At 73.4% G+C, this 14285-nt stretch carries 16 protein-coding genes; 7 read left to right on the top strand and 9 right to left on the bottom strand.

Annotated elements, in window-relative coordinates; all coding sequences use genetic code 11:
- Positions 1-14: 14 nt before the first annotated feature.
- Positions 15-662: a response regulator transcription factor gene (locus Asi02nite_RS05805; RefSeq protein ID WP_203711099.1), complete on the bottom strand. Its 648-nt coding sequence runs from the start codon at positions 660-662 to the stop codon at positions 15-17.
- A complete protein-coding gene (locus Asi02nite_RS05800; RefSeq protein ID WP_203711098.1) occupies positions 659-1897 on the bottom strand; it encodes a sensor histidine kinase in 1239 nt (412 codons plus the stop codon). The genes Asi02nite_RS05805 and Asi02nite_RS05800 overlap by 4 nt, the downstream gene beginning before the upstream one ends.
- On the opposite strand from Asi02nite_RS05800, the gene Asi02nite_RS05795 reads away from it, so the two are divergent.
- Together Asi02nite_RS05795 and Asi02nite_RS05790 are read left to right on the top strand one after the other, a co-directional pair.
- Positions 1896-2489 (top strand): CDP-alcohol phosphatidyltransferase family protein, encoded by a 594-nt coding sequence (locus Asi02nite_RS05795; RefSeq protein ID WP_203711097.1) that lies wholly within the window; start codon positions 1896-1898, stop codon positions 2487-2489. The two genes, Asi02nite_RS05800 and Asi02nite_RS05795, sit on opposite strands and share 2 nt — an antisense overlap.
- Positions 2486-2959 (top strand): VTT domain-containing protein, encoded by a 474-nt coding sequence (locus Asi02nite_RS05790; RefSeq protein WP_203711096.1) that lies wholly within the window; start codon positions 2486-2488, stop codon positions 2957-2959. The genes Asi02nite_RS05795 and Asi02nite_RS05790 overlap by 4 nt, the downstream gene beginning before the upstream one ends.
- On the opposite strand, the gene Asi02nite_RS05785 is transcribed toward Asi02nite_RS05790, so the two are convergent.
- Positions 2960-3883, bottom strand: coding sequence for a DMT family transporter (locus Asi02nite_RS05785; protein ID WP_203711095.1), 924 nt, complete (start codon positions 3881-3883; stop codon positions 2960-2962).
- Here Asi02nite_RS05785 and Asi02nite_RS05780 point away from each other — a divergent pair.
- Entirely contained in the window at positions 3882-5276 is a 1395-nt protein-coding gene (locus Asi02nite_RS05780; RefSeq protein WP_203711094.1) for an aminotransferase-like domain-containing protein, read from the top strand. The genes Asi02nite_RS05785 and Asi02nite_RS05780 overlap by 2 nt on opposite strands.
- Here the strand turns inward: Asi02nite_RS05780 and Asi02nite_RS05775 are convergent.
- From Asi02nite_RS05775 to Asi02nite_RS05765, 3 genes are all read right to left on the bottom strand, one after another.
- The gene (locus tag Asi02nite_RS05775) at positions 5266-7830 is read right to left on the bottom strand and encodes a DUF4062 domain-containing protein (protein WP_203711093.1); all 2565 of its coding nucleotides are present in this window, start codon (positions 7828-7830) and stop codon (positions 5266-5268) included. The two genes, Asi02nite_RS05780 and Asi02nite_RS05775, sit on opposite strands and share 11 nt — an antisense overlap.
- 110 nt (positions 7831-7940) lie before the next feature.
- Positions 7941-8171 (bottom strand): tautomerase family protein, encoded by a 231-nt coding sequence (locus Asi02nite_RS05770; protein ID WP_203711092.1) that lies wholly within the window; start codon positions 8169-8171, stop codon positions 7941-7943.
- A gap of 15 nt (positions 8172-8186) precedes the next feature.
- Entirely contained in the window at positions 8187-8897 is a 711-nt protein-coding gene (locus Asi02nite_RS05765) for an SDR family NAD(P)-dependent oxidoreductase (RefSeq protein WP_203711091.1), read from the bottom strand.
- A 78-nt stretch (positions 8898-8975) separates the two neighbouring features.
- Between Asi02nite_RS05765 and Asi02nite_RS05760 the strand changes: the two genes are divergently transcribed.
- From Asi02nite_RS05760 to Asi02nite_RS05750, 3 genes are all read left to right on the top strand, one after another.
- Positions 8976-9584: a TetR family transcriptional regulator C-terminal domain-containing protein gene (locus Asi02nite_RS05760; RefSeq protein WP_203711090.1), complete on the top strand. Its 609-nt coding sequence runs from the start codon at positions 8976-8978 to the stop codon at positions 9582-9584.
- A 191-nt stretch (positions 9585-9775) separates the two neighbouring features.
- Positions 9776-9979 (top strand): cold-shock protein, encoded by a 204-nt coding sequence (locus Asi02nite_RS05755; protein WP_203711089.1) that lies wholly within the window; start codon positions 9776-9778, stop codon positions 9977-9979.
- A gap of 72 nt (positions 9980-10051) precedes the next feature.
- Positions 10052-10687: a class I SAM-dependent methyltransferase gene (locus tag Asi02nite_RS05750; RefSeq protein WP_203711088.1), complete on the top strand. Its 636-nt coding sequence runs from the start codon at positions 10052-10054 to the stop codon at positions 10685-10687.
- Here the strand turns inward: Asi02nite_RS05750 and Asi02nite_RS05745 are convergent.
- Positions 10668-12119 carry an aldehyde dehydrogenase gene (locus tag Asi02nite_RS05745; protein ID WP_203711087.1) on the bottom strand — a complete coding sequence of 484 codons (1452 nt, stop codon included), beginning with the start codon at positions 12117-12119 and terminating at the stop codon, positions 10668-10670. The two genes, Asi02nite_RS05750 and Asi02nite_RS05745, sit on opposite strands and share 20 nt — an antisense overlap.
- Positions 12116-12955: an SDR family NAD(P)-dependent oxidoreductase gene (locus Asi02nite_RS05740; RefSeq protein ID WP_203711086.1), complete on the bottom strand. Its 840-nt coding sequence runs from the start codon at positions 12953-12955 to the stop codon at positions 12116-12118. Before Asi02nite_RS05740 ends, Asi02nite_RS05745 begins: the two co-directional genes overlap by 4 nt.
- 131 nt (positions 12956-13086) lie before the next feature.
- On the opposite strand from Asi02nite_RS05740, the gene Asi02nite_RS05735 reads away from it, so the two are divergent.
- Complete coding sequence (locus Asi02nite_RS05735; protein WP_203711085.1) at positions 13087-13629, top strand: TetR/AcrR family transcriptional regulator; 543 nt, start codon at positions 13087-13089, stop codon at positions 13627-13629.
- On the opposite strand, the gene Asi02nite_RS05730 is transcribed toward Asi02nite_RS05735, so the two are convergent.
- On the bottom strand, positions 13610-14236 hold the full coding sequence (locus Asi02nite_RS05730; protein WP_203711084.1) for a TetR/AcrR family transcriptional regulator: 627 nt from the start codon (positions 14234-14236) through the stop codon (positions 13610-13612). The genes Asi02nite_RS05735 and Asi02nite_RS05730 overlap by 20 nt on opposite strands.
- Positions 14237-14285 lie beyond the last annotated feature (49 nt).

Raw genomic sequence — 14285 nt, 5'->3', positions numbered from 1 at the left:
CGCCCCGCGCCGGTTCAGGGTGCCAGGCCGGCCTGGATGGCCAGGATCGCCGCGCCTACGCGGTCGCGGCTGCCGGTCTTGGCGAGCACGTTGGTGACGTGGGTCTTGACCGTGCTCATCGACAGATACAGGCGCTCGGCTATCTCGTTGTTGTTGAGCCCGGCCCCGATCAGGGCGAGCACGTCGCCCTCCCGGCCGGTCAGCGCGTACGCCGTGAGGTCCACCCGGGAGGCCGGCCCGGTGGCCCGGACCCGGTCGAGGACGGCGCCGGTCACCTCGGCCGACAGGATCGCCTCGCCGGCCGCCACGGTGCGCACCGCGGCGATCAGGTCGGCGGCGCCGCACCTCTTGAGCAGGAACCCACGGGCGCCGGCGGCGATGGCGTCCAGCACGTACGCGTCGTCGTCGAAGGTGGTCACGATGATCACCGCCGGCGGGTCGGGAAGGGCGGCCAGTTCGCGGGTGGCTCGCAGGCCGTCGAGCACGGGCATCCGGATGTCGACGAGGGCGACGTCGATGCGGGGGTCGCGGCGCACGGCGTCGAGGAACTGGCGGCCGTCGGCCACCGCGGCGGCCACGTGCATGTCGGGCTGGGAGCGCAGGATCAGGCCGAACCCGTCGCGGACGAGCTGCTGGTCGTCGGCGATCGCGACCCGGATCACGGCGCGACCACGGGCAGGTCGGCCTGCAGCACGGTGCCGCCGCCGGCGCGTTCGACGAGCTCCCAGCCGCCACCGCACGCGCGCACCCGCTCGCCGATGCCGATCAGGCCCGAGCCCCGCACGGGTGCCCGCGCCGGGCCGATCCCGTCGTCGCTGACCCGCAGGCGCGCGCGATCGCCGACGCGGACCAACTCGACCCAGGCGGTGGTGGCTTTCGCGTGGCGGGCGATGTTGGTGACGGCCTCCTGCACGATGCGGTAGACGGTCAGCACGCCGTGCTCGTCCAGGCCGGGCTCGGGGTCGAGGTGCACCCGTACGGTCAGGCCCTGCTGGCGCAGTGGCTGGGCGAGCAGCTCGTCGATGTCCGCCAGGCGCGGCGGCGCGCTCACCGCGATCGCCGCGTCCGGGTCACGCAGGTGCACGACGAGCGTGTCGAGCTCGCCGAGGGCGTTGCGGCCGGTGGCGGCGATCGCCCGCAAGGCCGCCGCCGGGTCGTCGCCGAGCTGGCCCGCCTCGGCCTGCACGACCATCGCGGTGACGTGGTGGCCGACCACGTCGTGCAGCTTACGGGCCAGGTGGGTGCGTTGTTCGAGCCAGGCCGCCTGGCCGCGCAGCGCGCGGGTCTCCCGGGTGAGGGCCCGGCCGCGGGACCATGATCGCCAGAGGACGGCCAGGAGGTAGCCGACCGTCACGAACACGAACGGCTGCTCGTACGCGGAGAGCGAGTGGCCGACGGCCACAGCCGCGCCGGTCAGGCCGCCGAGCCAGCCCAGCCACGGGCGGCGGGCCGGGTCCTCGCTGGTCGAGAGGAACACGAAGCCCGCGCCGGCGACACCGAGCTGCACCGATTCCTGGGTGCTCACCGCGACCACGAATCCCGCGCAGACCGCGAAGACCGGGACCCGGTAGCGGGGCGGCAGCGCCATGGCTGCGAGGCCGACCGGGAGCACCAGCAACACCCACCCCGGCGGCAGCGTCATGCCCCCGTCAACGGTCGTGACCACCAGGATGACGATCAGGCCGACCACCACCCGGGCGGCCCGCCGTACCCGCTCGGGGTCGCGCAACACATCTTGTATTTCCGTCGCCACCTGCACATTCTCCGGCAGCGGACCGACCTGCGACCAGGTACCCGGGTACCGGATCGCCACGGCACCCGGGTGCCGCCGCCGCGCCCGGATCGGCACCGTGGCCCGTTCCGCCGGAACACCCCCGCGCACGACGCTTCGTGACATGACTCTCGCCGAGCCACGCGCCGCCGTCAGCGTGGGCCCCTTCCGTACGGTTCCCAACTCCATCACCGCCGTCCGTACGGTCGTGGCCGTCGCCATCGGTGTCGCCGCCCTCGTCGCCGGCTCGGTGCCGCTGATCGCGGTGGCGTACGGCGTCTACTGGCTCGGCGACATGCTCGACGGCTGGGCCGCCCGCCGGCTCGGTCAGGAGACCCGGGCCGGAGCGGTCCTCGACATCGTGAGCGACCGCGCGTGCACCGCCGTGCTGTGCGTGGGCCTGGTCGCGCTGGTCCCGGGCATCGCGGTCGTGGCCGTGGTGTTCCTGCTCTCGTTCATGGTGCTCGACACCATGCTGTCGCTCGCGTTCCTGTGCTGGCCGATCGTCAGCCCCAACTACTTCCACGAGGTCGACCGGCGGGTATGGGCCTGGAACTGGTCGCCGCCGGCCAAGGCCGTCAACACCGCGGGGGTCGTCGTCGCGGTCGTCCTGGGGCAGTACCCGCTCGCCCTGGGCATCGCCCTCGCCGTCGTCGCGGTGAAGCTGTGGTCGGCCGCCGTGGTGGTCGGGCTGCTCGCCCGCGACGGCCGGGCGTGAACGGCCTCGCCGAGGCCACCGCCGGGCTCGGGTACGGCCTCGCCTCGGCGCTCGTTCCCGTCGTCAACGCCGAGGCCTACGCCGTGATCGCCGGCCGGCACGGCGGCCACGCCCTGGTCGTCGTGCTCGCCCTGGCGCTCGGCCAGACCGCCGGCAAGCTGCTGCTGTTCGAGTCCGCGCGGCGCGGGACCGGCTGGCTGGGCCGCTGGTTCCCGCGCAGGAGCCGGTCGGGGCGGGCGGCGGCCCGGGCCGCGCGCTGGGCGGGACCGATCCGGCGCTGGCTGTCCCGCCGCCGCACCGGGCTACCGACCGTGTTCGTCTCCGCCGCCGTCGGGATCCCGCCGCTGGCTGTGGTCAGCTTCGCCGCCGGCACCGCGGGCCTGCGCCGTTGGGAGTTCGCCGGCGCGTGCCTGGCCGGGCGGGGCATCCGCTTCGCCGTCCTGGCCCTGCCGGCGATGCTCGCCTTCTGATCAGCGGGCGCGGGTGCGTTGGGTCAGGACCACGCAGGTCAGGACGACGGCGGCGGCCGCGAGGGAGGCCGGCGTGACGGTCTCCGACAGGAGGAGGGCCGACCAGAGCAGGGTCAGGATCGGCTGGGTCAGTTGGATCTGGCCCACCCGGGCGATGCCGCCGCGGGCCAGGCCCGCGTACCAGGCGAAGAAGCCCAGGAACATCGAGACCAGCGTCAGGTACGCGAAGCTCAGCCAGGCGTGCGCGGTCGCGTGCGGCGGGTGGGCGATCGCCGTGACCACCGTGATCGGGATCGTGACCGGGAGCGCCAGCAGCAGGGCCCAGCAGATCGTGCGCGCGCCGCCCAGGTCGCGGGCCAGGGCGCCGCCCTCCGCGTAGCCCAGGCCGCAGAGCGTCACCGCCGTGAGGAGCCAGAGGTCCGCCAGCGAGGCGGAGCCGCCGACCGTGCCGCTGGCCGCCAGGAAGACGAGGACCGCGACCAGGCCCGCGGCGCTCGACAGCCAGAACGCCGGTGGCGGGCGTTCGCCCGCGCGGAGCACCGCGAACGCCGCCGTCATCGCCGGGAGGATCGCGACGACGACCGCGCCGTGTGCGGAGGGCTGCGTGGTCAGCGCGAGCGAGGTGAAGAGGGGGAAGCCGGCCACGACGCCCAGCGCGACGACCGCGAGGCGGCGCCACTGGGCGCGGGTCGGGCGCGGTGCCCGCGACCATCGCAGGTAGGCCCAGGCGAGCAGCGCCGCGCCGACCGCGCGGCCGAAGGCGACGAACCACGGGTCGAGGTGCTGCACCGCGACCCGCGTCGCCGGCAACGACATGCTGAACGCGAGCACGCCCAGCGCGCCGAGGGCCAGCCCCGCCGACCGGTGGTCGCGGCCGGCCGCCGTTATCGGCGCCACCGCAGTAGCGCTACTCTTACTACTCATGAATGACGGTAACGCAGCCGATCGCGTTATCCAAGATCTCCGGCGACGGGCCGCCGCGGCCGACACCGGCACCAGGCTGCCGTCCGTGCGCGAGCTGACCGCCCTCCATCAGGCCTCCCCCGTCACCGTCGCGGAGGCCGTGCGGCACCTCGTGGCGCAGGGCGTCGTCGAGACCCGGCCCGGGCGGGGCACCTTCGTCGCGCCGAAGGGCGCCACCCGCCGGCCCTCCCCGGATCTCGCCTGGCAGACCGTCGCGCTCGGGCCGCGGCGCGCCGGCGAGGCCGAGATGCAGGCGCTGCTGGCGTTGCCCCCGGCGGGCGCGATCCCGCTCTCCGGCGGTTACCTCGACCCCGACCTGCAACCGGCCGCCGCCCTCGGTGCCGCGCTCGCCCGCGCCGCCCGGCAGCCCACCGCCTGGCAGCGCGGCCCGGCCGAGGGGCACCCGGACCTGCGGGCCTGGTTCGCCCGGGAGGCCGGCACCGGGCTGCGCCCTGACGACCTGGTGATCTGCCCCGGCGGCCAGGCCGCGCTCTCGACCGCCCTGCGCGCCCTCGCTTCGCCGGGCGACACCGTGCTCGTCGAGTCGCCGACCTACCTCGGCGCCCTCGCCGCCGCCCAGGCGGCCGGCCTGCGGGTGGTGCCCGTGCCGGTCGACGCGGACGGGGTGCGGCCCGACCAGCTCGGCGCCGCCTTCGAGCGCACCGGCGCCCGCCTCTTCTACTGCCAGCCGTTGTACGCCAACCCGCACGGCGCCACCCTGGCCGCCCACCGCCGCGCGGAGGTCGCCCGCGCCGTGGCGAGAGCCGGCGCCTTCCTCGTCGAGGACGACTACGCCCGCGACCTCACCATCGACGGCCCGGCGCCGGCGCCCCTCGCGGCCGACGACCCCGACGGGCACGTCGTCTACCTGCGTTCGCTGACGAAGTCGGCCGCGCCCGCCCTGCGGGTGGCCGCGATCGGCGCCCGCGGCCCGGCCGGCGCGCGGTTGCGGGCCGCCCGGCTGCTCGACGACTTCTTCGTGGCGGGCCCGCTCCAGCAGGCCGCGCTCGAGTTCGTCAGCGCGCCCGCCTGGGCCCGGCACCGCCGGGCGCTGCGCACCGCGCTGCGCGACCGCCGCGACGCGCTGCTCGCGGCACTCCGCCGGCATCTTCCGGATCTCGGGCCGCAGCACGTGCCGCGCGGTGGCCTGCACCTCTGGGTCCGGCTGCCGGCGGGCACCGACGATGTCGCGCTCGCGACCGCGGCCGCCGCGCAGGGCGTCATCGTCTTCCCGGGCCGGCCGTGGCACGCGACCGAGCCGCCGGCGCCGCACCTGCGGCTCACCTACGCCGCGGCACCGCCGGATCTGATGGACGAGGCGGTCCGCCGCCTCGCCCGCGCGATCAGGGCGTAGGTTCGAGACCTTCGAGGGCGTACGCCACCGCGGAGGTCAACGTGTCGGCGGAACCCGCGTTCCAGGCGTCGGCGTACTGCCCCGCCGCCACCTCCACGTCCTGCGACCCGGGTGGCCACGGCGGCACGTACGCCTGCATCCACGCCGTGCCCGCGAACCGCCGCAGCTTGCGGGCCGCCGCGGTCAACCGCACCGCCCGTTCCAGGTCGCCGGCGCGCCCCGCGAGATCGGCCAGCGCCTCCAGATAGGTCGCGCTGCCGGCCTGGTCGCTCGCGCCGGCCGAGAGCCGCAGCCCGTTCGCCAGATAGCCGAGCGCCGCCTGCTCGTCGCCGGCCGACGTCGCCGTGACCGCGAGGCTGTAGAGCGCGACCACCTCGCCCAGGTGGTCCTCGGTCTTGCGGGCGGTCCGCAGGCCGTCCGTGTACTGCTCGGCCGCCGCCGCGTAGTCGCCCTCGTTGAGCGGCACCAGGGCGAGCCGGGTGTGGTAGAGCGCGGCCATCCAGAGCTCGCCGATCCGCTCGCTGATCTGCTTGGTCTCGCCCAGCAGCGCACGGGCCTCCGCGTAGTCACCCCGCCCGAGCGCCAACTGGCCCAGCATCCCGGCGGCTCGGGCGTTCACGTCCTGGTCGCCGAGATCGCGCAGCATCGGCAGCACCCGTTCCAACTGCCTGCGCCCGCGCTCGCGGTCGCCGCCGAGGAAGGCGATCGCGCCGTCGCCGAACAGCGCGTGGGCGAACGCCCGCCGCGACATCACGGGTTCGTGCTCCAGCATCCGCCGCACCGTGCGGGCGCCCTCGTCGATGTGGCCGCGCAACCACCACAGTGGCCAGAGCATCCAGCCGAGCCGGACGGCCTCGTCCATCTGCTCGTGGTCGATGAACCAGTTGATCGCGGCGCGCAGGTTGTCGTGCTCGGCCGCCAGCAGGTCGACGGCCGCGGGATCGGTGGAGGTCTGGCCGACCGGCGGCGCGGTGGCCTCGGCGAACGCGAGGTAGTAGCGCGCGTGCCGCTCGTGGGTCTCGGCCCAGTCGAAGTCCTCGCGGAGCCGGTCGAGCGCGAACTCGCGGATGGTGCTGAGCATCGCCATCCGCGGCTCGGGCCCGCGGACGTCCTGGGTCACCAGGCTGCTCTCGATCAGCGAGGTGAACGCCTCGAGCACGGCGTAGCGGTCGGAGACGTCGACCAGCGCGCTGCCCGCCTCCAGGTCGAAACCGCCGGAGAACACCCCGATGCGGGCGAAGGTACGCTGCTCCGCCGGTCGCAGGAGCTGGTAGCTCCAGGCTATCGTGTCGCGCAGCGTGCGCTGCCGGGCCGGCAGGTCGCGGGCGCCGCCGGTCAGCGTGCCGAGCCCGCGGTCGAGCCGGTCGGCGAGCGTCCACAGTGGGAGGACCCGCACCTTGGCGGCCGCGAGCTCTATGGCCAGCGGCAACCCGTCGAGGCGGCGGACGATCTCGGCCACGGCGGCCGCGCCGTCGGCGTCGACCCGGAAGTCGGAGCGGACGGCCCGGGCGCGCTCGACGAACAGCTCGGCGGCGCCGTCGCGGTGGATCGCGGCCAGGGGATCCTGGCCCGTGCCGGGGATTCGCAGCGGCGGCACGTCGAACACGTGCTCGCCGGTCAGCCGCAGAGGGATGCGGCTGGTGACGAGGACGCGCACCCGCGGGCAGGCGTCCAGCAGCGTGCTGACCATGGTCGCGGACTCGGCGAGGTGCTCCATGTTGTCTATCACCAGCAGCAGCGAGCGGTCCCGCAGGTAGGTGACCGCGCTGTCCAGCGCCGACTGGTTGGGCATGGTCCACAGGTTCAGGCTGCTGGCGATCGCCATGCCGACCGACTCGGCGTCGGTGACCGCGGACAGGTCGGCGAACGCGACCCCGTCACTGAACGCCGGGCCCAGCGTCGCGCCGAGCTGCAGGGCCAGCCGGGTCTTGCCGACACCGCCGGGGCCGGTGAGCGTGACGAGCCGCACGTCGTCGCGGCTGAGCAGGTCGGTCAGGGCGGCCTGCTCGTCCTCGCGCCCGAGGAGCTGGTTGGGCGGCACCGGCAGCGCCGGTCGGGTGACGCTCTCCGGGCGCGCCGGGCCGCCCGGGTTGAACCGCTCGGTGAGCAGCAGGGCGACGTCGTCACCGACGACGCGGCGCAGCTCGTCGGCCGAGCGGAAGTGCCGGTAGCTGACCTGCGCGTCGTGCCGGATCCGGTCGAGCAGGGCGGCGAGGCGCGGGTCGCGGTCGCGCGCCGGCGACTTGACGTAGATCAGCTTGGGCATGTCGCCCGCGGCGACGAACTCGTCCTCCAGACCGGAGTGGTCGGAGTCGGGCGGGACGAAGCCGTAGCTGTCGCCGTAGATGCCGATGAAGAGCTGGCTCTGCCCGATGTAGTCGCCGTACACGTCGCTGTTGCCGCGCGGCCTGGCACCGAGCTCGAACATCACCGGGACCAGCCGCATCCGGGCGATGGTGTCCCGGACGGCGAGCGGCTCGTCCTCGAGCTCGTCGATGGCCGATGAGATGAAGATGCGCAGTCGGCGATCCGGCGGCTCACCCCAGCTTGCCATGAAAAATCATCACATCCCCCCGTCAGGACTGAAATTACCTCCTGACCGGGGGCCGCGCCCACTGACGGCGGGGCCCGGGTGCCGGGACCCGGGCCCTTGCTGCCTGGCGTTCAGCCCGCGCGGCGGCGGGCCCGGAACTGCTCGACGGGCAACCCGCCCCAGCCCCAGTTCTCGGTCTCGACCTCGTCGATGACCACGAACGTCGCGTCCATCGGCTTGCCCAGCACGTCGAGCAGCAGCTTACTCACGCCGTGGATGAGCTGCGCCTTCTCGTCCGCGGTGGCCGCGTCGGCGCCGGGCGTGCTGCCCTCGCGGGTGATCTGGATCGTGACGAACGGCATGCTCCGCCTCCTCGCTCAGTGTCCGGCGTTCTGGCCGCCGTCGACGTGCAGGATCGTGCCCGTGACGAACGGCGCCGTCTCCAGGTAGGCGACCGCGTCGACGATGTCGCTGACCTCGCCCATCCGGCCCACCGGGTGCAGCGCGTCGTACGTCGGGTGGTACTCGGCCGGGTGCATCGGGGTCTTGATGATCCCGGGTGAGACCGCGTTGACGCGCACGCCGCGGTTCGCGTACTCGATGGCCAGTGACTTGGTCGACGCCGCGAGGCCGCCCTTGGTCAGCGAGGCGAGCACCGAGGGCACGTTCGAGTTCGGCTGGTCGACGAAGCTCGTGGTGATGCTCACGACGTGCCCGCCGCCCGCGGCCACCAGGTGCGGCATCACCCGGCGGGTCATCTGGAAGAACCCGGCGACGTTGATGCCGACCACCAGGTCGAAGTCCTCGTCGGTGTAGTCGGTGAACGGCTTGGCGACGAACACGCCGGCGTTGTTCACCAGCGTGTCGATGCGGCCGAACCGCTCGACCGCGGCGGCGACCACCCGTTGCGCGGTCGCGGCCTCGGCGATGTCGCCCTGGACGGTGACGACCTCGGGGTCGTTCGACGGTGCGATCGAGCGCGACGTGGCCACGACGCCGTACCCGAGCTTCCGGTACGCCTCGACGAGCCCGGCGCCGATGCCCTGCGAGGCGCCCGTGATCACCGCTACCTTCTGTCCCTCAGACATTGCTCCTCCTCCGTGAATGGGTCGCTAGACGACCGGTCGCCTATGACGCTAGACGACCGGTCATGTATTCTCCAAGGCGTGGGACGGACCAGTGACGCGCGAGACAAGATCCTCGAGGCCGCGAAGGTGCTCATCGAGCAGCGTGGCTACTCGGCGCTGGGCGTCGCGGAGATCTGCGCGACGGCCGGCGTGCCCAAGGGCAGCTTCTACTACTTCTTCGAATCCAAGCAGGCGCTGGCGCTGACCGTGATCGACGAGCACTGGGCCGCCCAGCGCGCCCAGTGGCTCGCCGCCCTGGACGGCCCCGGCGACCCCCTGCGACGGTTGCGCACGCTGTTCGAGGCGACCGAAGAGGTGCAGCGGGCCGGCCAGCGCCGCTCCGGCGTGGTGGTGGGTTGCCTGTTCGGCAACCTCGCGCTGGAGTTGAGCAACCAGGCCGAGGAGATCCGCACGCGGCTCCAGGAGATCTTCGAGGCCCAGATCGACCTGATCGAGCGGGTCGTCGTCGAGGCGAAGGAGGCCGGGCTGGCCGGCGCCGGTGTCGACACCCGGGAGGCCGCGCGCTCGATCGTCGCCCAGATCGAGGGGCGGGTGCTGCTGGCGAAGCTGCTCAACGACCCGACCGCGCTCGACACGCTCTGGCGCAACAGCCTCGACATGCTGCAGGCGACACAGGTGACCCACTAGCCGGACGGCCCAGGTGGGGCCTGTTAGGATGCGAGTATTGCGGTTTCATGTTCCCCATACCTCGCATACGCCCGGGTATATTGCCACGGGCGTTTTGTGTTTGTGCCGGTTCGCCCGGCCGGGATGGATGCATGCGGCAATCGCGGCGCCCCGCACGGTGCGGGGCACCATTCCGGAAGGTTAGAAAGAAAATGGCAGTAGGCACCGTCAAGTGGTTCAACGCCGAAAAGGGCTTCGGCTTCATCGCGCAGGACGGTGGTGGCCCCGACGTGTTCGCCCACTACTCGGCCATCGACTCGAGCGGCTTCCGGTCGCTCGAGGAGAACCAGCGCGTGGAGTTCGACATCCAGCAGGGCCAGAAGGGCCCGCAGGCGGCCAACATCCGCGTTATCTGACCGTGCCGACCGTGTCCCCGCGACACTGTCGGTGTCGCGGGGCACGGTCGTCGCCCGAGGACGGGGATTGACATGGACGGTCTCCGACTCACCTCGGCGCGACTCGTTCCCGAAGTGCGCCTCTTCCTCGCCGAGGATCCGACGATCCTCTGGGCCAGGCTCGAGGCCGACGCGGGCCACCGCATCTCCGCGCCCTACTGGGCCACGGCATGGGGCGGCGGCGAGGCCGTCGCGCGCTACGTGCTGGACGCGCCCGAGACCGTCGCCGGCCGCCGGGTGCTCGACCTGGGCTCCGGCTCGGGCCTCGTCGCGATAGCGGCCGCCATGGCCGGCGCCTCCGTCGTCGTCGCCAACGACATCGACCCGTACGCGCTGGCCGCCATCCGCGCCAACGCCAAGGTCAACGGCGTGAGCGTCGGAACCCTCGCCACCGACCTGCTGGAGCTCGCGCCCCGGGACGTCCTCGACAACCACGCCGACGTGCTGCTGGCCGGCGACGCGTTCTACGACGACGACCTCGCCGCACGGGCGCTCCCCTTTCTGCTGGCCGCCGCCCGGCGCGACGCCCTCGTGCTCGTGGGCGACCCGGGCCGCGGCCGGATCCCCGACGACAACTGGCAGGTCGTGAAGACCTATCCGGTGACGCCGATGACCGGCGAGGACTCCAAGCTCACGGTCGCCAACGTGCTCACGCCGCGGAACGTGTGACCGTCTTCAGCTCCAGGTAGCCCGCGAGCCCGGCCCGGCCGTACTCCCGGCCGATGCCGCTCGCCTTGTAGCCGCCGAACGGGCCGTCGAAGCTCATCGGGGCGCCGTTGACGGTGACCGTGCCGGTGCGCAACCGGCGGGCGACCGCCAGCGCGCGCTCCGGGCTCGCCGACCAGACGCCGCCCGACAGGCCGTACTCGGAGTCGTTCGCGATGCGTACCGCGTCGTCCTCGTCGTCGTAGGGAATGACGACCAGGACCGGGCCGAAGATCTCCTCGCGGGCGATCCGCATGCCGTTGTCGACGTCGGCGAAGAGCGTCGGCGTGACGTAGTTGCCCGCCTCCAGGCCGCGCGGCACCCGCGGGCCGCCGGTCACCAGGCGGGCGCCTTCGGCGATTCCCACGTTGATGTAGTCGATCACCCGCTGCTGCTGGTCGGGCCGGATCATCGGGCCGATGAACGTCTCGGGGTCGGCCGGGTCACCGACCTTGAGCGACTCGACCATCTCCGTGAGCGCGGCGACCACCTCGGCGTAGCGCGAGCGCGGCGCGAGGACGCGGGTCTGCAGGATGCAGGCCTCACCGTTGTTGGCGAAGGACCCGAACCGCAGGCCGGGTACGGCGGCCGCCAGGTCGGCGTCGGGCAGGATCACGGCCGCGGACTTCCCGCCCAGCTCCAGGCTGACCCGCTTGAGCTGTTCCCCGGCGATGGAGGCGATCCGCCGCCCCGCCCGGGTCGACCCGGTGAACGCGATCTTGTCGACGCCGGGGTGGGCGACGAGGTGCTCGCTCGTCTCCCGGTCCGCCGGCAGGATGCTCAGCACCCCCTCCGGCAGCCCGGCCTCGTGCCACAGGTCGGCCAGCAGCATCATGCTCAGCGAGTTCTCCGGGGAGACCTTGAGCACCACGGTGTTGCCGGCCAGCAGCGCCGGGGTCAGCTTGGCGGTCGCCGCGGAGAACGGCGAGTTCCACGGGATGACGGCCGCGACCACGCCGATCGGCTCGCGCCGGACGACGGTGTCGAACGTGACCGACGGGTCCGACGGCGCGACGACCTCCTCCCAGGCGAGCTCCTCGGCCGCCTGGAGATAGGCGTTGACCTGCCGGGTCAGGAACGGCTGGCCGAGCCGGGTGAACCAGGCCGCGGAGCCGTTCTCGGCGGAGATGACCGCGGCGATCTCGTCGGCCCGCCGCTCGCGCAGCCGGTTGAGCCGCCGGACGACGTCCTGCCGCTCCTTCGGGTCGGTGTGCGGCCACGGTCCGTCGTCGAAGGCCGTCCGGGCCGCCGCCACCGCGTCATCCACATCGGACGGCGTGGCCTGGGCGACCCGGCCGAGCACGGACCGGTCGTGCGGCGAACGGATCTCGAGGAGGTGCGGGTCGGCGGGGGTGACCCAGCGGCCGCCGACGTAGAGCTTGTCGCGCGTGATCATTTGGTCTCCAGGTCGGTGGAGCGGCTGACGGGAGCCCACTTCCGCATCTCCGCGAGGCGCTCCTCCTCGTGGGCGAGGGCGATGTCGAGGGCGTCGTTGCCGAGCAGCAGGCGACGCGGTGCGTCCGGACCGTCGACCAGGTCGGCGATCACCCGCGCCATCCGAGCCGGGTCGCCGGGCTCGCTGCCGCTGTAGGCCACGAACCGGCTCTGCCACTCCCCGACCGTCGAGGCGTAGTCGTCGCGGGTCGGGCCGGACGTCCGGGCGGCGCCGGCCGCCCAGCCGGTGCGCATCCCGCCGGGCTCCACCACGGTCACCTTGATGCCGAGCGGTGCCACCTCGCTGGCCAGCACCTCCGAGAACCCGGCGACACCGAACTTCGCGGTCTGGTACGGGCCGAGCCCGGGTGTGCCGCCGACCCGGCCGCCGATCGACGAGACCTGGACGACGTGGCCGGACCGCTGCGCGCGCAGGACGGGCAGCGCCGCCCGGGTCACGTTGACCACCCCGAACAGGTTGGTCTCGATCTGCGCCCGGAACTCGTCCTCGGGGAAGTCCTCGACCGTGCCGCTGGTCGCGTAGCCGGCGTTGTTGACCACGACGTCGAGCGAGCCGAACCGGTCCACCACGGTCGCGACGGCGGCGCGGGTCTCCGCGGCGGAGGTCAGGTCGACGGCGAGCGTGAGCAGCCGGTCCGGGTACGCGGCCCGTAGGTCGGGCAGCGCGTCGGCGCCGCGGGAGGTCACGGCCACCCGGTCGCCCTGCTCCAGCGCGGTGCGGGCGAGCGCCCGGCCGAGGCCCTGGGAGCCACCGGTGATCAGCCACGTGCGTGTCATAGCGAAACTCCTGTTTCGTGTCGAAGCTTGGTCGCTAAGTAAGACACTAGCGTGGCATTAAATATTTCCCACACCCCCGCTGTGATGCATCTGACTGGTCAAGCGCGGCACGCGGGTATGATCGACGCACCATGAGAGCTGATGCCGCCCGCAACCTGGCCGAGGTGCTGCGGGCCGGCGCGCGCCTGCTGGCCGAGGACCCGAGCACACCGCTGTCGGCGATCGCCAGCGCCGCGGGCGTCGACCGCAGCACCGTCCACCGCCGCTTCGCCACCCGCGAGGCGCTGCTCAGCGCCGTCTTCGAGGCCAAGCTCGACGATGCCGAGCGGGTCATCGACGAGGCCCGGCTCACCGAGGCGCCGGTGCCGGTGGCGCTGCACCGCTACGTCGAGGGGATCATCCCGGTCAGCCGCGCGTGGCCGGGCGACACGCGGCGGATGATGCGGGCCGACCCCGCGGCCGAGCGCCGCGCCACGGAGCAGAGCGCGCGGATCGACGCGTTCGTCCGGCGGGCGGCCGACGAGGGTTTCCTGCGTGCCGACACGTCCCCGGCCTGGGCCCGCGCGGTCCTCGACCAACTCGTCAGCACCGCGACCTACCGGTTCCCCGACATGACCCCACCGCAGGCCGCCGACCTCGTGGTCGACACGTTGCTCAACGGCCTGGGCCGCTGAGCCCGTCGACCGGCCTGGGGCCGCCGAGCCCGTCGACCGGCCTGGGGCCGCTGAGCCCGTCGAACGCGACGGCGAGCATGCGGTCGCGCTGCGCGGCGGAGGCGAAGTTCACGGTGGTGTACGCCATGGCGAAGCGCATCACGTCGTCGATGTCGACGTCGCGGCGGAACACGCCGGCGTCCTGCGCCCGGGCGAGCAACGGCCCACCGGCCGCGTAGAGGGCTTCCGTCGCGGCCTGGTGGGCGGGCGAGCCGCGTTCCAGCCCCGTGGCGACCGCGCGCTTCGTCGCGACGTACTCGATGAAGCGGCGCAGCCAGGTCGTGATCCCCTCCCACGGACCCAGCGCGGCGGCGTCCCGCGCGGCGCGGCAGACCGCGTCGACCTCGGTCAGGTAGACCGCCTGGATCATCTGGCCCCGGGTCGGGAAGTTGCGGTAGAGCGTGGCGATGCCGACACCGGCCCGGCGGGCGACCTCGTCCAGCGGGGCGTCGGCGCCGAACTCCGTGAACACCTCGTTGGCCGCCGCCAGCAGCGCGTCGAAGTTGCGCGCGGCGTCGGCGCGGTGCGGCCGGTGCACCCCGACCGCGGTCAGGTCGACCCCCGTCATGGCCACCACCCTCGAACCGGAGTACGGTTATCAGTAATCCGATAACGCG

Origin of the sequence: Asanoa siamensis, assembly GCF_016862555.1 — a bacterium.
Taxonomy (GTDB): Bacteria; Actinomycetota; Actinomycetes; order Mycobacteriales; family Micromonosporaceae; genus Asanoa; species Asanoa siamensis.
This window is presented reverse-complemented; position numbering and strand designations above follow the sequence as displayed.